The sequence below is a fragment of the Curvibacter sp. Hmag1.1 genome (assembly GCF_059769165.1).
Genome location: NZ_JBMBGX010000002.1, coordinates 1,402,493 through 1,422,822 on the forward strand (window position 1 = coordinate 1,402,493; position 20,330 = coordinate 1,422,822).

At 58.6% G+C, this 20,330-nt stretch carries 20 protein-coding genes and 4 tRNA genes; 3 read left to right on the forward strand and 21 right to left on the reverse strand.

Annotation, left to right across the window (positions count from 1 at the left end; genetic code table 11):
- Nucleotides 1-114: 114 nt before the first annotated feature.
- The 19 genes from rplL to ACOAP0_RS07190 all read right to left on the reverse strand — a co-directional run bounded on the left by rplL (nucleotide 115) and on the right by ACOAP0_RS07190 (nucleotide 12,275).
- Nucleotides 115-492, reverse strand: coding sequence for a 50S ribosomal protein L7/L12 (gene rplL / locus ACOAP0_RS07100; RefSeq protein ID WP_087495286.1), 378 nt, complete (start codon nucleotides 490-492; stop codon nucleotides 115-117).
- Nucleotides 493-534: 42 nt separating this feature from the next.
- Nucleotides 535-1,062, reverse strand: coding sequence for a 50S ribosomal protein L10 (rplJ, locus tag ACOAP0_RS07105; RefSeq protein WP_087495287.1), 528 nt, complete (start codon nucleotides 1,060-1,062; stop codon nucleotides 535-537).
- A 231-nt stretch (nucleotides 1,063-1,293) separates the two neighbouring features.
- Nucleotides 1,294-1,989 (reverse strand): 50S ribosomal protein L1, encoded by a 696-nt coding sequence (gene rplA / locus ACOAP0_RS07110; RefSeq protein WP_087495288.1) that lies wholly within the window; start codon nucleotides 1,987-1,989, stop codon nucleotides 1,294-1,296.
- Complete coding sequence (gene rplK, locus ACOAP0_RS07115; protein WP_087495289.1) at nucleotides 1,990-2,421, reverse strand: 50S ribosomal protein L11; 432 nt, start codon at nucleotides 2,419-2,421, stop codon at nucleotides 1,990-1,992.
- 136 nt (nucleotides 2,422-2,557) lie between these two features.
- Nucleotides 2,558-3,151, reverse strand: a complete 594-nt coding sequence (gene nusG / locus ACOAP0_RS07120; protein ID WP_087495290.1) for a transcription termination/antitermination protein NusG — start codon at nucleotides 3,149-3,151, stop codon at nucleotides 2,558-2,560.
- Nucleotides 3,151-3,534 (reverse strand): preprotein translocase subunit SecE, encoded by a 384-nt coding sequence (gene secE / locus ACOAP0_RS07125; protein WP_087495291.1) that lies wholly within the window; start codon nucleotides 3,532-3,534, stop codon nucleotides 3,151-3,153. The genes nusG and secE overlap by 1 nt, the downstream gene beginning before the upstream one ends.
- A 104-nt stretch (nucleotides 3,535-3,638) precedes the next feature.
- Nucleotides 3,639-3,714, reverse strand: a tRNA-Trp gene (locus tag ACOAP0_RS07130).
- Nucleotides 3,715-3,725: 11 nt separating this feature from the next.
- On the reverse strand, nucleotides 3,726-4,916 hold the full coding sequence (gene tuf / locus ACOAP0_RS07135; RefSeq protein WP_313867780.1) for an elongation factor Tu: 1,191 nt from the start codon (nucleotides 4,914-4,916) through the stop codon (nucleotides 3,726-3,728).
- A gap of 89 nt (nucleotides 4,917-5,005) precedes the next feature.
- Nucleotides 5,006-5,080: transfer RNA gene (locus ACOAP0_RS07140), tRNA-Thr, on the reverse strand.
- Nucleotides 5,081-5,138: 58 nt separating this feature from the next.
- Nucleotides 5,139-5,212, reverse strand: a tRNA-Gly gene (locus ACOAP0_RS07145).
- Nucleotides 5,213-5,246: 34 nt separating this feature from the next.
- Nucleotides 5,247-5,332: transfer RNA gene (locus tag ACOAP0_RS07150), tRNA-Tyr, on the reverse strand.
- A gap of 101 nt (nucleotides 5,333-5,433) precedes the next feature.
- On the reverse strand, nucleotides 5,434-6,183 hold the full coding sequence (locus ACOAP0_RS07155) for a uracil-DNA glycosylase (RefSeq protein ID WP_498375014.1): 750 nt from the start codon (nucleotides 6,181-6,183) through the stop codon (nucleotides 5,434-5,436).
- Nucleotides 6,184-6,185: 2 nt separating this feature from the next.
- Nucleotides 6,186-6,974, reverse strand: a complete 789-nt coding sequence (trpC, locus tag ACOAP0_RS07160; RefSeq protein WP_498375013.1) for an indole-3-glycerol phosphate synthase TrpC — start codon at nucleotides 6,972-6,974, stop codon at nucleotides 6,186-6,188.
- 15 nt (nucleotides 6,975-6,989) lie between these two features.
- Nucleotides 6,990-8,033, reverse strand: a complete 1,044-nt coding sequence (gene trpD, locus ACOAP0_RS07165; protein WP_313867783.1) for an anthranilate phosphoribosyltransferase — start codon at nucleotides 8,031-8,033, stop codon at nucleotides 6,990-6,992.
- A 9-nt stretch (nucleotides 8,034-8,042) separates the two neighbouring features.
- Nucleotides 8,043-8,705 carry a LysE family translocator gene (locus ACOAP0_RS07170; protein WP_498375012.1) on the reverse strand — a complete coding sequence of 221 codons (663 nt, stop codon included), beginning with the start codon at nucleotides 8,703-8,705 and terminating at the stop codon, nucleotides 8,043-8,045.
- Nucleotides 8,706-8,718: 13 nt separating this feature from the next.
- The gene (ltaE, locus tag ACOAP0_RS07175) at nucleotides 8,719-9,801 is read right to left on the reverse strand and encodes a low-specificity L-threonine aldolase (RefSeq protein WP_498375011.1); all 1,083 of its coding nucleotides are present in this window, start codon (nucleotides 9,799-9,801) and stop codon (nucleotides 8,719-8,721) included.
- A 67-nt stretch (nucleotides 9,802-9,868) separates the two neighbouring features.
- Nucleotides 9,869-10,444, reverse strand: a complete 576-nt coding sequence (locus ACOAP0_RS07180; RefSeq protein WP_498375010.1) for an anthranilate synthase component II — start codon at nucleotides 10,442-10,444, stop codon at nucleotides 9,869-9,871.
- A complete protein-coding gene (locus tag ACOAP0_RS07185) occupies nucleotides 10,441-10,761 on the reverse strand; it encodes a chorismate mutase (protein ID WP_498375009.1) in 321 nt (106 codons plus the stop codon). Before ACOAP0_RS07185 ends, ACOAP0_RS07180 begins: the two co-directional genes overlap by 4 nt.
- Nucleotides 10,758-12,275 (reverse strand): anthranilate synthase component I family protein, encoded by a 1,518-nt coding sequence (locus tag ACOAP0_RS07190; protein ID WP_498375008.1) that lies wholly within the window; start codon nucleotides 12,273-12,275, stop codon nucleotides 10,758-10,760. Before ACOAP0_RS07190 ends, ACOAP0_RS07185 begins: the two co-directional genes overlap by 4 nt.
- 389 nt (nucleotides 12,276-12,664) lie before the next feature.
- Between ACOAP0_RS07190 and ACOAP0_RS07195 the strand changes: the two genes are divergently transcribed.
- The 3 genes from ACOAP0_RS07195 (at nucleotide 12,665) to ACOAP0_RS07205 (ending at nucleotide 16,818) form a co-directional block, all read left to right on the forward strand.
- Entirely contained in the window at nucleotides 12,665-13,246 is a 582-nt protein-coding gene (locus ACOAP0_RS07195) for a chalcone isomerase family protein (protein ID WP_498375007.1), read from the forward strand.
- Between the two features lie 159 nt (nucleotides 13,247-13,405).
- Complete coding sequence (locus ACOAP0_RS07200) at nucleotides 13,406-14,965, forward strand: methyl-accepting chemotaxis protein (RefSeq protein ID WP_498375006.1); 1,560 nt, start codon at nucleotides 13,406-13,408, stop codon at nucleotides 14,963-14,965.
- A 23-nt stretch (nucleotides 14,966-14,988) separates the two neighbouring features.
- A complete protein-coding gene (locus ACOAP0_RS07205) occupies nucleotides 14,989-16,818 on the forward strand; it encodes a methyl-accepting chemotaxis protein (protein WP_498375005.1) in 1,830 nt (609 codons plus the stop codon).
- Here ACOAP0_RS07205 and ACOAP0_RS07210 read toward each other — a convergent pair.
- Both ACOAP0_RS07210 and ACOAP0_RS07215 read right to left on the reverse strand, forming a co-directional pair.
- On the reverse strand, nucleotides 16,815-17,510 hold the full coding sequence (locus tag ACOAP0_RS07210; RefSeq protein ID WP_498375004.1) for a phosphoglycolate phosphatase: 696 nt from the start codon (nucleotides 17,508-17,510) through the stop codon (nucleotides 16,815-16,817). The two genes, ACOAP0_RS07205 and ACOAP0_RS07210, sit on opposite strands and share 4 nt — an antisense overlap.
- 5 nt (nucleotides 17,511-17,515) lie before the next feature.
- A complete protein-coding gene (locus ACOAP0_RS07215) occupies nucleotides 17,516-20,326 on the reverse strand; it encodes a putative bifunctional diguanylate cyclase/phosphodiesterase (protein WP_498375003.1) in 2,811 nt (936 codons plus the stop codon).
- Nucleotides 20,327-20,330: the final 4 nt, after the last annotated feature.

A 20,330-nucleotide genomic window follows, 5' to 3' on the forward strand; every position in this document is an offset into this window, starting at 1 on the left:
AAGACACTGGAAAACAGTAATCCAACTGTTTTCCAGTGCACACTAATTTCGCCATCTACAAGCGGCAAAGGCTGGAGGCCCTTTTGGAACCTCCAGCCCATGCGAATCGGTCGATTACTTGAGTTCGACCTTAGCGCCAGCTTCTTCCAGCTTCTTCTTAGCTGCTTCAGCGTCAGCCTTGGAGATGCCTTCCTTGACAGCCTTGGGAGCGCCGTCAACCAGGTCCTTGGCTTCTTTCAAGCCCAGGCCGGTGATTTCGCGCACAGCCTTAATCACGGACACTTTGTTTGCGCCAGCTTCAGTCAGGACCACGTTGAATTCGGTCTTTTCTTCAGCAGCGGCAGCGCCACCAGCAGCGCCACCGGCAGCAGGAGCGGCCATTGCTGCCGCGCTCACACCAAACTTCTCTTCGATGGCTTTCACCAAGTCGTTGAGTTCCATGACTGTCATGCTGTCCAAAGCGGACAAAAATGCGTCTTTATCGAATGCCATTTTGATTTCCTAACAATATTGGTTACTACAGACAGGCAACGATTACGCTGCGGCTGCCTCTGCGGGAGCAGCTTCTGCTGCGCCTGCGCCACGCTGTTCCGCCAAAGCCGCCAGCACGCGTGCTGTGCGGGAAATGGGGGACTGCATCAAGCCCAACAATTGGGCCAACAACACTTCCTTCGAAGGGATGCTTGCCAATTGCTTCACGCCGTTCACGTCCAGAGCCTTGCCGCCGTACGCACCGCCACGAATCACCAACTTGTCGTTGGTCTTCGCGAACTCGGCAACCACCTTAGCGGCGGCTACTGCGTCTTCGGAAAAGCCATAGATCAGGGGACCGGTCATCTGGTCAGACACAACTTCAAAGCTGCTACCGGCAACAGCACGGCGGGCCAGGGTGTTTTTCAACACGCTCAGGCTCACGCCAGCGCTGCGCGCGGTGTTGCGCAGTTTGGTCATGTCAGCGACCGTGATGCCGCGGTATTCCGCGATCACGAGCGTTTGAGCTTTAGCGGCGAGGCCGGTCACATCACTGATGACCGCTTCTTTCTCACTGCGATTCAGACTCAAGGTCTACTCCTTTAAATGCACTTTGCGACTTGCGCCGCTTGTGCTCCACATTGCAGCGACCAACTGTTAACAGAATATTCATTCCATCTGCAGCGGGATCGCCATCTGCGTTGGTTGAGTTATTAAGTGCAGCGAGCTGCACACCAACGGTCTTGGATGGCCTGCCGTTTCCCGAAAGTCACGTCAGCCCACCACATCGAGGCACCCATTACAGGCACCTCAAATTCACGATTACGCCGCGATGGACTGAATGTCCACGCGCACGCCCACACCCATGGTAGACGACACTGCCACTTTGCGCAGGTACAGACCCTTGCTTGAAGCTGGCTTTGCCTTATTCAAGGCATCCACCAATGCAGCCAAGTTACCTTGAAGCTGGGCAGCCTCAAAGGAACGACGGCCAATGGTGCTGTGCACGATACCGGCTTTGTCAACGCGGAACTGGACTTGACCAGCTTTTGCATTCTTGACGGCGGTAGCGACGTCAGGAGTCACAGTACCTACCTTGGGGTTAGGCATCAGACCACGTGGGCCCAAGATTTGACCCAAAGTACCAACGATACGCATAGCATCAGGCGCAGCGATCACAACGTCAAACGGCATGTCGCCAGCCTTGACCATGGCAGCCAAATCGTCCATACCAACAACGTCAGCACCTGCTGCCTTGGCTTCCTCAGCCTTGGCACCTTGAGCAAACACAGCGACACGCTTTGTTTTACCTGTGCCGTTGGGCAGCACGACAGCACCACGAACCACTTGGTCAGACTTCTTGGCGTCGATACCGAGTTGCACTGCTACGTCGATGGATTCATCGAACTTGGCGTTGGCAAATTCCTTTACCAAACCCAATGCATCCGACAGTGCATACAGCTTGTTGCTGTCGATTTTGCCAACTTGGGCTTTTTGCTTTTTGGTTAACTTGGACATTTACACGCCCTCCACATTCACGCCCATGGAACGGGCAGAACCAGCGATCGTACGAACTGCAGCATCCAGATCAGCGGCAGTCATGTCTTTCATTTTGGTTTTAGCAATCTCTTCGAGCTGGGCACGAGTGATCTTGCCAACCTTGTCAACGTGAGGACGGGAAGAACCCTTGTCCAGCTTGATGGCCTTTTTGATCAAGACGGTCGCAGGTGGAGTCTTGATAACAAAGGTGAAACTCTTGTCAGCAAAAGCTGTGATCACTACAGGCAGTGGCAGACCAGGTTCAACACCTTGGGTCTGGGCATTAAAAGCCTTGCAGAACTCCATGATGTTCAAACCACGTTGACCCAATGCGGGACCGATTGGTGGGGATGGGTTGGCCTTGCCAGCTGGCACTTGCAGCTTGATGAAGCCGACGATTTTTTTCGCCATGATTTCTCCTTGCGGGTATAGCGCTTTCAGCGAACCATTCGCCTACGGCTTCCCGGGGTTAACGACTCTCTATCTTGCACCGTGTCGAGTCGATAAAAACACGATGCGCCGCAGCCTTACAGCCGCGAAATTTGCCTTAAGTCTTCTCGATCTGAGAGAACTCCAACTCCACGGGAGTCGACCGGCCGAAGATCGTGACGGACACCCGTACTTTGCTCTTCTCGTAATTCACATCTTCCACAGAACCATTGAAGTCGGTGAAAGGCCCTTCCTTAACCCGAACAAACTCGCCAACAACGAACTCGATCTTGTGGCGAGGTTTGTCTGTGCCTTCCTGCATCTGATTGACGATCTTCATCACTTCAGCTTCGGAGATCGGGGCCGGGCGATTCTTCGCACCGCCCACAAAACCAGTCACCTTGTTGGTGTGCTTCACCAAGTGCCAAGTGTCATCATCCATGACCATCTCGACCAGCACGTAGCCCGGGAAAAACTTGCGCTCAGTGGTTTTCTTTTGGCCGTTTTTGACTTCAACAACCTCTTCCATCGGCACGAGAATGCGACCGAATTTGGACTGCATACCAGCACGCTGAATACGCTCCAAGATGTTGCGCTCAACAGCCTTCTCCATGCCGGAGTACGCATGCACTACGTACCAGCGCAGATCCGGGTTGGCAGGTGCAGCAGACGCAGTAGCTTCCACTGTGGGAACAAGCACATCGTCAGTCATTATTTCTTCCATCCCAGGATCAAGTCGTAAAAGAGCCATTCGAGCGTCTTGTCAGTCAACCACAAGAACACCGCCATGATCAGCACAAATCCAAAGACATACGCGGTAATCTGAATCGCCTCTTTCCGGGCAGGCCAGACTACTTTTTTCACTTCGCGCCATGCGTCGCGACCGAAGGCAATCAGTTGACGACCAGACTCTGAAGAAAAGAATGCACCAGCCGCCAAGGCAAGACCCACAATCAATGCACCCCATTGCACCACTTGGCCTTGTTTGCCAAGCAGATAAAAGGCCGCCAGCGCCGCCAAAAGCAATGCAACCGCCGCACCAAGCTTTAACTTGTCTGCGCCGGTGTTGACCGTTTCAATTTGTGTCGAAGCCATGTTTCTTTTTCGCGTTTGCTTGCATTCAGTTTCAGCGACCTTAAGACGCTGAAGCCCGCTACACCGTAGCGGGCTCTTTTTTCATCCACCGACCTTGCTTTCGGTGGCAGGGGCAGTAGGAATCGAACCTACAACCTTCGGTTTTGGAGACCGACGCTCTGCCAATTGAGCTATACCCCTACAGACTTCCTTTACGCGATGATTTTGGCAACCACGCCGGCGCCCACGGTACGGCCGCCTTCGCGAATAGCGAAACGCAGGCCTTCTTCCATGGCGATGGGATTGATCAATTTCACAGTGATGGACACGTTGTCGCCAGGCATCACCATTTCTTTGCCTTCAGGCAACTCGATCGCACCGGTCACGTCCGTGGTACGGAAGTAGAACTGGGGACGGTAGTTGTTGAAGAAAGGAGTGTGACGGCCGCCTTCGTCCTTGGACAGAACGTAGATTTCGCCGGTGAAGTGGGTGTGGGGCTTGATGGAGCCGGGCTTGCACAGCACTTGGCCGCGCTCGACGTCTTCACGCTTGGTGCCGCGCAACAGGATACCGACGTTGTCGCCAGCTTGACCTTGATCCAACAGCTTGCGGAACATTTCCACGCCTGTGCAGGTGGTCTTCTGGGTGTCTTTGATACCGACGATTTCGATTTCTTCGCCGACCTTGATGATGCCGCGCTCAACGCGACCTGTCACCACGGTACCACGACCGGAGATGGAGAACACGTCTTCCACGGGCATCAGGAATGCGCCATCCACTGCACGCTCAGGGGTGGGGATGTAGGTGTCCAGTGCGTCAGCCAGCTTCATGATGGCTTCTTCGCCCAGAGCGCCCTTGTCGCCTTCCATGGCCAACTTGGCGGAACCACGCACGATGGGGGTGTCGTCGCCAGGGAATTCGTACTTGGACAGGAGTTCGCGAACTTCCATTTCCACCAGTTCGAGCAATTCTTCGTCATCAACCATGTCGCACTTGTTCAGGAACACGATGATGTAAGGAACGCCCACTTGGCGAGCCAACAGGATGTGCTCGCGGGTCTGGGGCATGGGGCCGTCAGCAGCGGAACAAACCAGAATAGCGCCGTCCATTTGGGCAGCACCAGTGATCATGTTCTTCACATAGTCAGCGTGGCCGGGGCAGTCCACGTGAGCGTAGTGGCGGTTAGCGGTTTCGTATTCGACGTGAGCGGTGTTGATGGTAATACCGCGTGCTTTTTCTTCAGGAGCAGCGTCGATCTGGTCGTAGGCCTTGGCAGATCCGCCGAACTTTGCAGCCAACACGGTGGTGATAGCAGCTGTCAGGGTTGTCTTGCCGTGGTCCACGTGACCAATCGTGCCCACGTTCACGTGGGGCTTGGTACGGGTGAATTTTTCTTTTGCCATGCTTAGCTCCGAAAAGTAATAGGTTCAAACAAATAACTATCTATCGCCGTACTACCGCCATCACAAGCATGCCAGCGGCAACGCCAAATTGGTGCCCTTTGCGGGAATCGGACCCGCGACCTCTCCCTTACCAAGGGAGTGCTCTACCACTGAGCCAAAAGGGCAGAGGCCTGCTTTCGCAAACCTTGAAAACTTTACCAAATCACAGCGACATCAAGACTATGGAGCGGGGTAGGAGAATCGAACTCCTCGCTTTAGCTTGGAAGGCTAAGGTATTACCACTATACGAACCCCGCGCAGGCCCGCCAATCTAACAGTCTTTTATGTCACTGGTGGAGAGGGCTGGATTCGAACCAGCGTACTCGTAAGAGGGCAGATTTACAGTCTGCTGCCATTAACCACTCGGCCACCTCTCCTAGGTGAGCCTCGGATTATGCCAGCTTTATGGGGCACTTGTCACCTGCCCCCAAAGTTTTTTGCAATCGCTGGCAATTCAGAAGTGGTTATGCCGTCAACTTCAATCCCGAGTCCTATCCTGCAACCAGCGGCTTGCCTGACTGAAATGACCGCACCCGATGAAGGGCACAGGCGGACGGGATGCGGAAAGCGGGGATGGATGATTCGCACACAAGACCAAGTGTTTTTCAGGGTCTATCAAGGCCTGCTTTGCCTGCGCATATGCGCCCCACAGCATAAAAACCACACCCCGCGCTTGGCTGGAGACCTCGCGGATGACCAAATCGGTAAACACCTCCCAGCCCCACTTGGAATGACTGGCCGGTTGCGCCTCTTCGACCGTCAAGCAGGTATTCAAGAGCAACACGCCCCGTTGCGCCCAAGGCTGCAAACTACCTGCCGTCGCAGGAAAGAGGGGGGCCGCTGCTTCACCCTCTCGCGCAAGCTCTTTGAAGATATTGCGAAGGGACGGCGGAACTGCAACGCCCTGCGCCACCGAAAAGGCTAAACCCTCCGCTTGGCCACGTCCGTGGTAGGGGTCCTGCCCGAGGATGACTACCCGCACATCACCCAAGGCTGTGAGGGACAGCGCCAGCAAGGGCACAGGCGGGAAAATCACAGCCCCCTCCTCCAGCCTGCGCTGCAAACGTGCACACAACGCCTGGCCCTGCGCGCTCCGAAAAAATGCGTTCTTGACACTCTCCCAGCTCGGGTCAACCGGCCACTGATCGGGATCGGCAGACCGCAACTGGCTAGCCCGCTGCCCGTTTGCAGCAGGCTCCGACTCACCCGCCAACAGGGACAGCTGCATACTCAGCCAAACAGGGCGGCAAGCGCTTCACCGGGCTCCGGCGCACGCATGAAGGCCTCGCCCACCAGAAATGCATTCACCCCTGCCGCCCCCATGCGGAGCACGTCTTCCCGGGTATGGATGCCGCTTTCCGTCACCAGCAGTTTGTCGGCGGGCACCATGGAGCGCAGCGTCAGCGTGGTGTCCAGCGTCACATCAAACGTCTTGAGGTTGCGGTTATTGATGCCCAGCAAAGGGGTCTTGAGCTTCAAGGCTCGCTCCAGCTCTGCCTGGTCGTGCACTTCCACCAGCACCGCCATGTCCAACCCAAAGGCAATCGCTTCGAGATCTTTCATTTGCGCATCGTCCAGGCACGCTGCAATAAGCAGAATGGCGTCGGCTCCCATGGAGCGGGACTCGTAAATCTGATACGGATCCACCATGAAGTCCTTGCGCAGCACCGGCAACTGGCAGCTGGCGCGGGCCTGTTTGAGGTAATCCACCTCACCCTGGAAAAACTGCGCATCCGTCAGCACCGAGAGGCAAGCTGCACCATGCTCTGCATAGCTCTGCGCAATGTCTGCAGGAATAAAGTCGGCGCGGATCACGCCTTTGGACGGGCTGGCCTTCTTGACCTCGGCAATCACAGCCGGCTTGCCGGCGGCGATCTTGGCGCGCAAAGCGCCCACAAAGTCACGCGTCAGCACGCGGGACTCGGCGTCCGCACGCACGAATTCCAGCGATTTGCGGTTCTTGGCAGCCGCCACTTCCTGGTGCTTGACGGCTACGATTTTGTCGAGAATATCGCTCATGGGGGGTCCTGATAGTTAGTTCGCCAAGCGGCTGGAGAGGGCCACCAGTGCGTCGAGCTTGGCCTTGGCTGCTCCTGATTCAATAGCTGCCCGCGCAAGTGCTATGCCGGCTTCCATGCTTTCCGCCACATTGGCGGCATACAGGGCGACACCGGCATTCAGCGTCACAATGTCTTTGGCCGGGCCGGGCTGATTATTGAGCACGCCCATCAACATGGCTTTGGAGTCTTCAGCGGTTTCCACCTTGAGGGCGCGGTTGCTGGCCATGACCATGCCGAAATCTTCGGGGTGGATCTCGTATTCGCGGATTTCGCCGTTCTTGAGCTCTCCGACCAGCGTACCGGCGCCCAGGCTCACTTCGTCCATGCCGTCGCGGCCATAGACCACGATGGCGTGTTCCGCGCCCAAGCGCTGCAAGGCGCGCACCTGGATACCCACCAGATCGGCGTGGAACACGCCCATGAGGATGTTGGGAGCGCCGGCCGGGTTGGTCAGCGGGCCCAGGATGTTGAAGATGGTGCGCACGCCCATTTCCTTGCGCACCGGGGCCACGTTTTTCATGGCAGGATGGTGGTTGGGCGCGAACATGAAGCCGATGCCCTGCTCGGCAATGCAGTGGGCGATCTGGTCGGGTTTCAAGTTGATGTTCAGGCCCAGCGCTTCGAGCACATCGGCGCTGCCGCTCTTGCTGCTGACGCTACGGCCGCCATGCTTGCTGACCTTGGCGCCCGCCGCCGCAGCGACAAACATGCTGCAGGTGGAGATGTTGAAGGTGTGGCTGCCGTCGCCGCCCGTACCCACAATATCTACCAAATTGGTTTTGTCCGCCACCTCCACTTTCGTGGAGAACTCGCGCATCACCTGCGCGGCGGCCGTGATTTCGCCTATGGTTTCTTTCTTGACCCGCAAGCCGGTGATGAGGGCCGCCATCATGACGGGCGACATCTCGCCGGACATGATCTGGCGCATCAGGTGCAGCATTTCATCGTGAAAGATTTCACGGTGTTCGATGGTGCGTTGCAGCGCCTCTTGGGGGGTAATTTTGACGGTGTGGGGCATGGCGTCTCCTTAAAGCTCAGGCGCAGCGGTGCGCGCCAGTTTGATTCCGAATCCTACAAACAAGGCACCGGCCACGCGGTCCAGCCAGTGCATGCCTCGCTGAACAAGCGCGGTTCGCTGCGCCGCCCAGCCTGCCAATACGGCGTAGCCAATGTTGATGGGAATGGCATTGAGATTGAACAACACACCCAGCGCCAGAAAGGCCGCGGTGGGATGACTGGCACCGGGTGCGATGAACTGGGGCACAAAGGCCAGAAAGAACAGTGCGACCTTGGGGTTGAGTGCATTGGTCAGAAAACCGCGGAAAAATATGGCTTTCAGGCCTCCAGCACCCGTGGAATCTGCGCGAGCAGCTTCCAAATCGATAGCAGGCTGCGCTTTGGACCTGAGCATGCGTAGGCCCATGAACACCAGATACGCAGCCCCCACCCACTTGAGCACGGTGAAGGCCATCGCCGAGGTGGCCAGCAGTGCACTCACGCCCAAGCCGGCCGCCACGATGTGCACAAAGCAACCTGCCGTGATGCCGAAGGCTGCCACGATGCCCGCACGGACGCCACTGCGCAAGGCGTGGCTCACGATGTACAGCACATCCGGCCCGGGAGTGAGGTTGAGCAGCCACCCGGACAGCACAAAAAGCCCCAGATGTTCAATGCCCAGTTCTGCCCACATCGCCCGCCGCTCCTCAGTACACCGCGGCGCCGCGGCTGACCGCAGCACCTGTCGCATGTGCGGTTTGAGCGAAAAACTCACGAATGCCGGCAATCGCACGGTCAATGCCAGCAGCATCCACGTCCAGATGCGTCACAAAGCGCAGGCCGATCAGGCCGGTGGCCAGCACGCCGCGTGCCTTGAGGAAAGCCAGCAAATCCGGACCACGCCCGTCCGCAACATCTACAAACACGATGTTGGTATGAGCCGAACGCACTTGCAGCCCGGCAACACCCTGCAAGCCGCTAGCCAAGCGCTGCGCCAATGCATGGTCATCGGCCAAGCGGTCCAGGTGGTGATCCAGCGCGTAGCTCGCAGCCGCAGCCAGAAAGCCGGCCTGGCGCATGCCGCCCCCCGCCATTTTGCGGATGCGGTGGGCACGGGCGATCAGCTCACGGCTGCCGCACAGGGCCGAGCCGGCTGGTGCGCCTAACCCTTTGCTGAAGCACACCGAGACGCTGTCAAAGTAGCTAGCAATGCGCTTGGCTGATTGAATGACAGAATCCCCGGCCGCAGCCGTGGCCACTGCCGCATTGAACAGCCGCGCGCCGTCCAGGTGCACCGCCAGCCCCCGCTCCCGCGCCAAACCGGTAGCCTGTTCCAGATAGCTGGCGGGCATGGGATTGCCATTCCAGGTGTTTTCCAGGCACAGCAGGCGGGTGCGGGCAAAGTGGCAGTCATCGGGCTTGATGGCGGCCGCAATGTCTGCCAATGCCATCTGGCCACAGGCGTCCTGCGCCAGGGGCTGCGGCTGGATGCTGCCCAGCACTGCCGCGCCGCCGCCCTCGTAACGGTAGGCGTGCGCCAGCTGGCCCACGATGTATTCGTCCCCCCGGCCACAATGCGCCATCAACGCGCACAAGTTGCTTTGGGTACCGGTAGGCATGAACAAGGCCGCTTCGAAACCCAATAGGGCCGCGACTTTGTCTTGCAGCGCGTTGACGCTGGGGTCGTCCCCGAACACATCGTCGCCCAGCGGAGCCGCAAACATGGCCTCCCGCATGGCAGCCGTAGGGCGGGTGACGGTGTCACTGCGCAAATCAACAATAGTGGTCATTTCGGCCTCTGGCGCCCGTTGGATATGCGCAGACAGCTATCAAAAGAATAGCTACCCGCCTACCGGTTTATTGCAAAAAGTTCTTCAGCATGGCGTGGCCATGCTCCGTGAGGATGCTTTCCGGATGGAACTGCACCCCCTCCATGCGCACCGCGTGCGGCAGATCTTTGTGACGCACGCCCATGATTTCGCCATCATCCGTCCACGCAGTGACTGCCAGCTCTTGCGGACAAGTGGCCCGCTCAATAGCCAGTGAGTGGTAGCGGTTCACGGTGAATTTTTCGGGCAGGCCGGCAAACACCCCCTCTTGCGTGGTGGTGATGACGCTGGTCTTGCCGTGCATCAGCTCCTGCGCACGGATGATCTTGCCACCCAAGGCCGCACCAATGCTCTGGTGACCCAGGCAAACGCCCAGAATCGGCAGCTTGCCCATGAAGTGGCGAATGGCGGGCACCGAAATGCCCGCTTCATTGGGCGAGCACGGGCCGGGCGAAATGACCAGCCGGTCGGCGCCGCGGGCGGCAATGCCTGCTAGCGTGATTTCGTCATTGCGGAATACCTCCACCTCTGCGCCCAGCTCGCCGAAGTACTGGACGATGTTGAAGGTGAACGAATCGTAGTTGTCGATCATCACGAGTTTCATGCTGCTACTCCTTCACGCAGCCGGGCAAACTCCCGGTGCTCAAATGCAATCGATGCGTCCATCAGGGCGCGGTAAGCGGCTTCCAGCACATCGGGCTGGCCGCCCTGCTCTGCCGCCATGCGGCGCACGCGGGCGGCAATGAATTCAATGCGCTCCTGGTCGTGAACCTTGCTCGCATCCTGCTTGATGCGGGCAGCTTGAGTCATGTAGCCGGTGCGTTCCACCAGCAAGGCGGTAATGCGCTCGTCCAGCGCGTCGATGTGGCTGCGCACTTCGGCCATGGTCTCGCAATGTTGTGCTTTATTGGTGGTGATCATTGCAGCCCCTCCTCCACCAGCTCGGCGGCACGCAGCAGCGCACGGGCCTTGGCTTCAGTTTCTTTCCACTCCAGTTCAGGCACGCTGTCAGCCACCACACCGGCGGCGGCTTGCACATACAAGGTTTCGTTCTTGATGATGCCGGTACGGATGGCAATGGCCACGTCCATATCGCCCGCGTAGCTCAGGTAACCGCAAGCGCCGCCATAAATGCCGCGCTTGATGGGTTCCAGCTGATCGATCAGCTCCATCGCATGTACCTTGGGCGCACCGGTCAGCGTGCCCGCAGGAAACGTGGCTTTGAGCACATCCATGCTGGTCATACCGGCGTTCAAGGTGCCCTCTACGTTGCTCACGATATGCATCACGTGGCTGTACCGCTCCACGATGAAAGCGTCCGTCACCTTGACCGAGCCGATTTCGGCAATGCGGCCAATGTCGTTGCGGGCCAGGTCGATCAGCATCACGTGCTCGGCACGCTCTTTGGGGTCATTGATCAGCTCGACTTCGGCGGCCTTGTCCAGCTCGGGCGTGGCGCCGCGAGGGCGCGTGCCGGCCAGGGGACGAATGGTCACTTTCGTGCCAGGCTTGTCGCCGGCGGTGATCTGTTCTTGCCGGACCAAAATCTCCGGCGAAGCACCCACCACCTGGAAATCCCCGAAGTTGTAGAAATACATGTACGGGCTGGGGTTCAGGGTACGCAGGGCGCGATAAAGGCTCAAGGGTGAAGCGGTGTAACGCTTTTTGATGCGCTGGCCCACCTGCACCTGCATGAAATCGCCACCGGCAATCAGCTCTTTGGCACGTTCCACGGCGGCGATGTAGTCTGCCTTGGCGAAGTCGCGCTGAGCTTCAAAGCTTTGCGAAGGCTTGATATCCGGCGCGCTCACGGCTTGCGCCAGCTTGGCACGCAGCTCGGCCAAGCGCGCCTGGCCCGCGGCATAGGCGCCGGGCAAAGCCGGGTCTACGTACACCATTAAGTGCAGCTTGCCGGACAGGTTGTCGATCACCGCCAACTCTTCGCACTGCAAAAGCAGAATGTCGGGTGTACCCAACTCATCGGGCGGGCAGCTGTCCTGCAGCTTTTTCTCGATGTATCGGACAGCGTCGTACCCGAAGTAGCCCGCCAGGCCACCGCAAAAGCGCGGCATGCCGGGCTGCAAGGCCACCTTGAAACGCTGCTGGTATTCGGCAATGAAGTCCAGCGGGTTGAGTGCCGAGGTTTCCACCACCACACCATCAGTCACTACCTCGGTGCAGGCCGCCGCACCGAATCCACTTGCGCGGACCATGGTACGCGCTGGCAGGCCGATAAAGCTGTAGCGGCCGAAACGCTCGCCGCCCACCACCGATTCCAGCAAAAAGCTGTTGGCAGCGGGTTCGGCTTCGCCGGCATTGCGGGCCAGCTTGAGGTACACAGAGAGTGGAGTTTCCAGATCCGCAAAGGCCTGGGTGCTCAGCGGGATGCGGTTGTAGCCTTGCGCTTGCAGGGCCAGAAATTCAGATTCAGTCATCGGGGGGCAGCGCCTCTCAAACAATCTATTCACGGGGGCTTGCAGGCAAGGCCTCAAGCCGGATAAGGATGCGCGCAATAGATCGGAGAGGAATCCGTGCCACTTGACCGCGCAAAGCTCACAAACCGTGCGCGTTGGCCGCTAGGAGCGGCCGGCAGGTATCAGAGCCCAGGCACAACAGACAAGGTACGCCAGGGCCAGGCTCCCCGGTCGCTCAAACCTGTTCTGCTGATGTGGTGGATAAACATGGGCACAGTGTAGCAAACACGCCAGACGCAGAAATGGCCCGAAAACCACGTTACCCGCAAAAACCCTGATGTGCTTTTGCCCGCACACCTGCACAATGCGTCTCTCACAAAAAAGAACGGTCGTTCTATTTCAGGTGCCCCATGACATTGAAACACTCTCTCCTCGCCGGTTTGCTCACCCTTTGCACCAGCCTCACAGTCATGGCGGCGACGGATATCAATGGCGTCAAAGTCGAGGACAACATCACGCTGGCAGGCAGCAAGTTGCAACTCAACGGTGCCGGCATCCGCTACAAGGCGATTTTCAAGGTGTATGTGGGGGAGCTGCACACCACGCAAAAAGTCAGCTCTCTCGATGAATTGATGGCTGCACCCGGCCCGAAGCGCCTGAGCATGACTTTTTTGCGCGAAATCGAGGCAGGCCCCTTCGGTAAATTGCTCACACGTGGCGTGGAAGATAACGTGCCCAAGAACGAAATGTCCAAGCTCGTACCCGGCCTGATCCGCATGGGCGACATCTTTACCGTCAACAAGGCGCTCATGCCCGGCGACGTCATCCACCTCGACTGGATTCCCGGCACCGGCATGGTGGTGACGGCCAAAGGCAAAGTTCAGGGCGAGCCCTTCAAGGAACCCGAGTTTTTCAAAGCCATCATGTCCATCTGGTTCGGCCCGTCACCTGCAGACTTCAAACTGAAGGAAGCCCTGCTGGGCCAAAAATAGTTCGCTGTACTCCAAGCCTCACAGGCCGGCATGGCGACATGCCGGCCTTTTTTTTGGTCTTCTGGTGGCTTCATGCACACAAGTGATGACAAACATCGCCCTTCCCTGTAGATTGCAATGCAGCAATTGCAGGATTCCTGAATAGACCCGGGGGCATGAATGAAATTGAGCTTGAAACTTCCACTCGCCTTTGCCTTTGCACTGGTGCTTTTGTTTTTAGGTGGGGTGTTCGGGATCAGTACCCTGAACCATGCCGTGAGCACCTACCGGCTCGATGTACTGAACCATGTAGACGCCAACAAAAAGGCCGCGGACATTGCAGGCCAGTTTTCAGTGGCCATCCAGGAATGGAAAAACGTCCTGCTACGCGGAAAAACCCCCAAAGACCTGGACACTTACTGGAGCGCACACCAAAAAGAAATGGCCAAAGTCATTCAGGGAATCGACGCACTCTCCCTGGAGATGGATGACGAAACCAGCAAGGGCATAGCCGCCAAACTGGGTGTGTCTATGCGGGGTGCTGCCAAAGGCTATGAAGCCGCTTTTGAAGCCTACAAGGCCAGCGACTTTGACTTCGCAGCCGGCGATAAAGCAGCAAGAGGGAAAGACCGTGAAGCCGCTTCGCTGCTTCTGGAGCTTCGCAAACACCTCTCTGAAGAAGAAGCCAAGTCCTCCGAGACGGCTAGCGCTTTGGCAGCGCGTGGCAGCTCATTGGCCTATGGCGTCATGACGCTGGTCACGCTGATCGGCTTTGCAGGCAGCATCTGGATGAGCCGGCAAATTGTTCACCCGCTCAATGAAGCAGTGAGCGCCGCAGACAAGGTATCGCGTGGTGACCTGACCACCCGGCTGGATACCAGCGGCAAAGACGAAATATCCGACTTGCTGCGCTCTTTGCAGACCATGCAACAGAGTCTCTCCCACCTGGTCATCAAAGTCCGGGAAGGCGCAGAAAGCGTCTCCCACGCCAGCACAGAAATCGCCCAAGGCAACCACGACCTTTCCAACCGTACCGAGCAGCAGGCAACGGCTTTGCAGGAGGCCGCCGCTTCCATGGATGAGTTGGGGGCGACCGTCAGCCGCAGTGCCGATGGCGCTACGCAAGCCAACCACAAAGCCTTGCAAGCGTCTGATGTCGCAGCCCGCGGTGGCGAAGTAGTGCATCAAGTGGTGGAAACCATGCGAGGTATCCATACATCTTCCAGCCGGATTGCCGAAATCATCAGTGTGATTGACGGAATCGCCTTCCAAACCAACATCCTCGCTCTGAACGCAGCGGTGGAAGCCGCGCGTGCCGGCGAGCAGGGCCGGGGCTTCGCGGTCGTGGCCTCCGAAGTGCGCTCCTTGGCCGGCAGATCGGCAGAGGCCGCCAAAGAAATCAAGAGCCTCATCGGTGCCAGCGTCGAGCAAGTGGAGTTGGGCAGTAGCCAAGTGGCCCGGGCCGGGCAAACCATGAACGAAGTAGTGGATGCGATCCGGGAAGTCACTGCCATGGTCGGTGAAATCACCACAGCTAGTGAAGAACAGCGGATTGGCGTCAACCAAGCGGGTAGCGCCGTGACGCTGATTGACCAGGCAACCCAGCAAAACGCTGCGCTAGTCGAAGAAATGGCCGCTGCGGCGTCCGGACTGCAACAACAGGCGCACGACCTAGTCGGTCTGGTCTCAGTCTTCAAAACCGGCTCCAACACCATGCAGCCGGCAGCACTATCCGCTTAAGAAGTTGCCTCAGGGGGAAATACATGAAACTCAAACATCAAATCATCGCATTGGGCTTGGTCGGAATTCTTGCGTCCGGGCTGGTAGGAGGCATCGGCCTGTTGCAAACAGCCCGCCTGTCTGCCGCCATCGATGACTCTGAAGCCATGTCCAGCGCGCTCCAGAACAGCCAGGAGGCCGACATGATGCACGACGCCATACGGGGCGATGTGCTTCTTCTGGTGCAAGGCGCAACTACCCAGAATGCCAATCAAATTGCCGAGGCCAGCAAGGGACTCGAAGAGCACGCCAAGACTTTCAACGACGCACTCGTTCAATTGGAGGAAAAGCCTCTGCCGCCGGACGTCAAAGCCATGTTGCAAGCTACCAAGCCCATGGTTCAGGAATACATTGCTGCGGCCAAGAAAGCACAAGAGCTAGCGGCCAAAGATTTAGCCGCTGCAGGTGCCGCCATCGATAGCTTTCAGGTGGCCTTCAGCAAGCTTGAGGACCAGATGGCGAAACAAGCCGACGGAATTGAGAAAAGCGTGGAGGAGGCCCGGGCCGAGTCGCACGACAAGGTATCGAGTTCCAAGATCCAGGTCATGGTCGCATGGCTGATTTCTACTTTTTTGCTTGTCGCTGGGGCCTTTTTCCTGGCACGGGAACTTTCGCAACCTATTGCCCATGCCGCATCGATTGCGAACGCACTATCTGAAGGCAATCTACACGCCGACGTCCATCCCGCCGGTAGCGATGAAACCATTCAGCTGCTCAAGTCAATGGAAGTCATGCAGCGCAGCTTCAGCAACACAGTGCGCGCCGTGAAAAGCAGCGCCGACGCGGTCGCCACAGCCAGCGCCGAAATCGCCCAAGGCAACAACGACCTCTCTGCCCGCACCGAACAACAAGCCAGTGCTTTGGAAGAAACCGCAGCGTCCATGGAAGAACTCGGCTCCACCGTCAAACAAAACGCTGACTCCGCCCGTCAAGCCAATCAACTGGCCATGAATGCCTCTACCGTGGCTATTCAAGGCGGAGAAGTCGTGGGCCAGGTCGTGGAGACCATGAAAGGCATCAACGAATCCAGCCGCAAGATTGCAGACATCATCAGCGTCATTGACGGCATTGCCTTCCAGACCAACATCCTTGCTTTGAATGCAGCGGTAGAAGCAGCACGTGCCGGGGAACAAGGCCGGGGCTTTGCAGTCGTAGCCTCTGAAGTCCGCTCATTGGCAGGACGGTCTGCCGAAGCTGCCAAAGAAATCAAGACCCTGATCAACGCCAGCGTAGAGCGGGTAGAGCAAGGAAGCAGCCTGGTAGACAAAGCCGGTGAAACCATGACCGAAGTGGTGAGCAGCATCCGCCGGGTGACAGACATCATGGGAGAAATCAGCGCAGCCAGCTCAGAACAGAGTGCAGGTGTCTCTCAAGTTGGAGAAGCAGTCACCCAGATGGACCAGGCTACGCAACAGAACGCCGCCTTGGTGGAAGAGATGGCAGCGGCTGCCAGCAGCTTGAAGAGTCAGGCCAATGATCTGGTGCAGGTGGTGGCGGTATTCAAACTGGGCAACGAAAGCCACGGCGGTTATTCCAGCAGCAGCCCGTCCAGCGGTGGTAGTCACGCATTGGCAAGCCCTATGCCCAAAGCAGCAGTGCGGTCCAACCCGCCCCAAAAGCTGAACTTTGCTGGGCCCGAGCGCAGGGCCGCGGCCGCCGCAAGTTCTTCCAAAACTCCCCCCAAGCCAGCCGCCAAACCAGCAGCCTCACCGGCCAAAGCACCGCCGGTGCTGACTGCTCAGGCCATCTCGCCCCCCAAGACCAGCAGCCGCGTCACGCCTGCGGGCGGGGATGATGATTGGGAGACTTTTTAAGCCCAGCGGAAGTCCGCGAGGCTGTCGACCACAGCGTCAGCGTCCACAGCATGGACAGGCTGGCCGTGGTTGTAACCGTAGCTCACCAGCAGCACCGGGCAGCCGGCAGCTCGGGCGGCTTGGGCGTCATTGCTGGAGTCACCCACCATCAAGGTGCGCGCAGGTGCCACACCCATCTGTTCGCAGGCGAATAGCAAAGGCATGGGGTCGGGCTTTTTGCGCTCTACGGCATCGCCACCGACCACCAGGCTGAAATAGCCTGCAAGGCCCTTGTCGGCCAGCAAGGTTTTGGCAAAGGCAGTGGGCTTGTTCGTGACACACACCATCTTCAAGCCCTGCTGTTTCCAGTCATCCAAGCCTTGCATCACTCCGGGGTACACCTTGGAGTAAAGGCCATTTACCTCCACATAGTGGCGCTGATAGGCTGCCCATGCCGATTCGTATAGCGCTACATTTTCCATAGCAGCTTGCGCACTATCGATGTGCGCCAGCATGCTTTTTATCAAGTGCTCAGAGCCCTTGCCGACCATTTTCTCCACCAGGTCTTGATGAACGGTGAATGTATTGAAGGGCTCCGGCAAATCGGCCAACATGCGCTGCAATGCTTGCGCAAAATCGCCCAAGGTGTCGACCATGGTGCCGTCCAGATCGACGATGACGGCGTCCAGCGCAGTGCGGGACCAGCGTGCCATTTCGCTCACGTAATTTTCTCCAAGGGTTGTCGGGCTTGTATCCAAGCCACCAGCGCTTCGACTTCCATGGGGCGCCCGAACCAGTAACCCTGGCCCTTTTGGCAACCCATCGCAGCCATCTCGGTAGCCTGTTCCGCGGTCTCAATACCTTCTGCCACCGTACCCAACTTCAGCGTCGCGGCCACCCGCAGGGTGGCTTCAATCAATACACGGTGGTACTCGCTCTTGTCAAGCAGATTCACAAATGAGCGGTCGATTTTGATCGAACTCACTGGCAACTCATGCAGGCAGGCGAGCGACGAGTAGCCGGTTCCAAAGTCATCCAGTGACAGTGCTACTCCCATGGCTCGCAGTTCCTGCAAGGTGGTCTGCACCAGCGCATCCTGGGCGGCCAAGCTCTCGGTCACTTCCAATACCAGCTGCCGGGGCTCCATATCTGCGCTGCGAAGAGCGTCACGCACCATGCCTACCAGACCGGGCTCCCGCAACTGTGCGCGGGACAGGTTCACAGACATGCTGGGCGGCGCGGTAGAACCCAGGTCGCGCTGCAGTTGCGCAAACGTCTGGCAGGCTGTCTCCAACACAAACTGCCCGAGTGCGGCAATCACACCGCACGCCTCCGCCAAGGGAATGAAGTCCACCGGCGAAACCGCGCCACGCACCGGGTGCTGCCAGCGCACCAAGGCCTCCACACCTGCCAACTGGTGCCCCGGCAGGTGGAGCAGTGGCTGATACACCACCCGCATTTCCCGGTTGTCCAGCGCCTGGCGCAAGTCGTTCTCCAGAGAAACAGAGTCACTCACCTGCGAGCGCATCAGCGGATCGAACAACACATAGCGCGCACGGCCCGTTCGCTTGGCTTCGTACATCGCAATATCAGCGTCGCGCAGCACGCTATCCGCATCGTCTTCGGTATGGGTGCTGGTCACGATGCCGATACTCACGGTGGATGTCACCCGGTGTCCATCCAGCACATACGGGGCCGCTAGCACATCGAGCAGACGGCCTGCGACGTGGATGGCGTCCAGGTCACCGCGGATATCGTCAAGCAGGACCACAAACTCATCGCCCCCGATACGGGCGGCCACTTTGTCAAAGTCTCCGCTGTGGGCAAAGCTGTCCCCAGGCCGCAGGCTGTCCTCGAGCCGGCGGGCAATCTGGCGCAACAAAGCATCCCCTACGGTGTGGCCCAATGTGTCGTTGACTTGCTTGAAGCGGTCAAAGTCCATGAACAACACCGCAAAGTGGTAACCGGGCTCTACCCGGCGTCGCGCCAATGCAGCGCGGATCAACTCCACCATGACCGTGCGGTTGGGTAGCGCAGTGAGGTCATCGGTACGCGCTGCGGTGCGCAGCTGTTGCTCCAGCGCTTTCTGGGCGTTCACGTCCATCGCCACTCCGGCCAAGCGCAAAACGCGCCCCTGCACAGACCGGTCTGCAGCGCGACCTGCAAAAAGGATCCACACCCAACGCCCGGAATGGTGACGCAAACGCACCGAGAGGCGGTGTTCATTGGACTCATCCCGCAGATGCTGGCGCAAGGAGTCTTCCCAGGTCTGCACGTCGTCAGGGTGGATCAGGTTCAGCCAGGTCGCTGAACGAGGCGTCAATGCGCCATCCGGGTAACCCAGAATCTGCTGCATGCGCGCGTTCCACCCCACGCTGTCTTCCACCAGGTCCCAATGCCAGATACCGAGCCCGGCGCCGGAAACTGCGAGGGACAGAATCTCCTGTTGGGTGCGCACGGCCGTGAGGTCGGTCGCCACCAGAACCCAGCCGGACATGGTGCCGTCCTCATCCCGTATGGGCTGCATGTCGACCAGCACCCATCCCAGCTCGGCATTTTTGGCGATCACACGCACTTCGCGTTTGATGCCCTGTCCTCGCGCCAGTGCCTCGGTGAACTCCGTGAAATGGGTCGGGTCTGCGCTGCGCGCCTTGAGCAAAGTGCCGATGCGACGCCCCCGGCACTGGTCAGGTGTGTAGCTGGTGAGATCGCTGAAGGCTTCATTGATCCACACCACGCGGTGCATGCCGTCAGTGATGGCAATGGCGTTGGAGCTCAGTTCTGCCACCTTGGCCATGCGTTTGAGCCGGTCGGCCTGACGGGACAGCGCCTCGTACTGGCGACGCACGGCCCGGGCCGTAGGCTCCACCAAGGCAAATGACAGCACCAAGCCCAGCACCGCGATGCCGCCCACAACGCTCCAGATGGTGGTGACCACGCGCCGGCTTCGCTGGGCAACATCGGTCTGTACCGCTTGATTGAGGGCATAAACCGCTGACTCCACCCGCTGCGTGGCAAGCCGCGCAGCTTCCAGACGGGATTTGGCACCCGCCGCCGGAGCCTTGGTGTCCGTTTGCCATTCGTCCAGAAGGGGCCACAGGGCATCCGTACTCTGCTTCCAGTCTGCGAGCGCAGTTGCCACGGCGGCCGAAGCTGACGGTGTATGGCGGGCTTGCATACGCAGCAACCCATCCAGGGCAGCAGCCTCCTTGCGCAAACGCTGCATGGAGGATAACAAGGCGTCCTCGCCCGCACGTCCGTTCTGCACTGCCTCAACTGACAAGTCCAGGCGCTGCGCCGTTACGCGCTGTTCCGCTACGGACTGCAGAATTTCAATGTCGAGCTGTCGCTCGTCCTGCCACTGCTGCGACAAAACCCCACGCAATGCGCCCAACACCACCAGCAACAGCAAAACGCCATACATCGCCACCCGCACGCGGATATGGGAATTCCGGCCTTCGAGCCACGACCGGCCGAAGTTATCCCTGACCAGGACGGTTTTGGCCAATGCGTTGTCCAAATCGCTCACCGAG

Excerpts from the sequence above, each read along its gene's own strand:
- ACOAP0_RS07200 (WP_498375006.1), top strand. The coding sequence starts at position 13,406 with ATGAAATTGAGCTTGAAACTTCCACTCGCCTTTGCCTTTGCACTGGTG.
- nusG (WP_087495290.1), bottom strand. The coding sequence starts at position 3,151 with ATGACTGACGATGTGCTTGTTCCCACAGTGGAAGCTACTGCGTCTGCT.
- rplA (WP_087495288.1), bottom strand. The coding sequence starts at position 1,989 with ATGTCCAAGTTAACCAAAAAGCAAAAAGCCCAAGTTGGCAAAATCGAC.
- ltaE (WP_498375011.1), bottom strand. The coding sequence starts at position 9,801 with ATGACCACTATTGTTGATTTGCGCAGTGACACCGTCACCCGCCCTACG.
- secE (WP_087495291.1), bottom strand. The coding sequence starts at position 3,534 with ATGGCTTCGACACAAATTGAAACGGTCAACACCGGCGCAGACAAGTTA.
- ACOAP0_RS07155 (WP_498375014.1), bottom strand. The coding sequence starts at position 6,183 with ATGCAGCTGTCCCTGTTGGCGGGTGAGTCGGAGCCTGCTGCAAACGGG.
- ACOAP0_RS07190 (WP_498375008.1), bottom strand. The coding sequence starts at position 12,275 with ATGACTGAATCTGAATTTCTGGCCCTGCAAGCGCAAGGCTACAACCGC.
- rplL (WP_087495286.1), bottom strand. The coding sequence starts at position 492 with ATGGCATTCGATAAAGACGCATTTTTGTCCGCTTTGGACAGCATGACA.
- ACOAP0_RS07185 (WP_498375009.1), bottom strand. The coding sequence starts at position 10,761 with ATGATCACCACCAATAAAGCACAACATTGCGAGACCATGGCCGAAGTG.
- ACOAP0_RS07195 (WP_498375007.1), top strand. The coding sequence starts at position 12,665 with ATGACATTGAAACACTCTCTCCTCGCCGGTTTGCTCACCCTTTGCACC.
- trpC (WP_498375013.1), bottom strand. The coding sequence starts at position 6,974 with ATGAGCGATATTCTCGACAAAATCGTAGCCGTCAAGCACCAGGAAGTG.
- ACOAP0_RS07170 (WP_498375012.1), bottom strand. The coding sequence starts at position 8,705 with ATGTGGGCAGAACTGGGCATTGAACATCTGGGGCTTTTTGTGCTGTCC.
- rplK (WP_087495289.1), bottom strand. The coding sequence starts at position 2,421 with ATGGCGAAAAAAATCGTCGGCTTCATCAAGCTGCAAGTGCCAGCTGGC.
- tuf (WP_313867780.1), bottom strand. The coding sequence starts at position 4,916 with ATGGCAAAAGAAAAATTCACCCGTACCAAGCCCCACGTGAACGTGGGC.
- ACOAP0_RS07205 (WP_498375005.1), top strand. The coding sequence starts at position 14,989 with ATGAAACTCAAACATCAAATCATCGCATTGGGCTTGGTCGGAATTCTT.
- ACOAP0_RS07180 (WP_498375010.1), bottom strand. The coding sequence starts at position 10,444 with ATGAAACTCGTGATGATCGACAACTACGATTCGTTCACCTTCAACATC.
- trpD (WP_313867783.1), bottom strand. The coding sequence starts at position 8,033 with ATGCCCCACACCGTCAAAATTACCCCCCAAGAGGCGCTGCAACGCACC.
- ACOAP0_RS07210 (WP_498375004.1), bottom strand. The coding sequence starts at position 17,510 with ATGGCACGCTGGTCCCGCACTGCGCTGGACGCCGTCATCGTCGATCTG.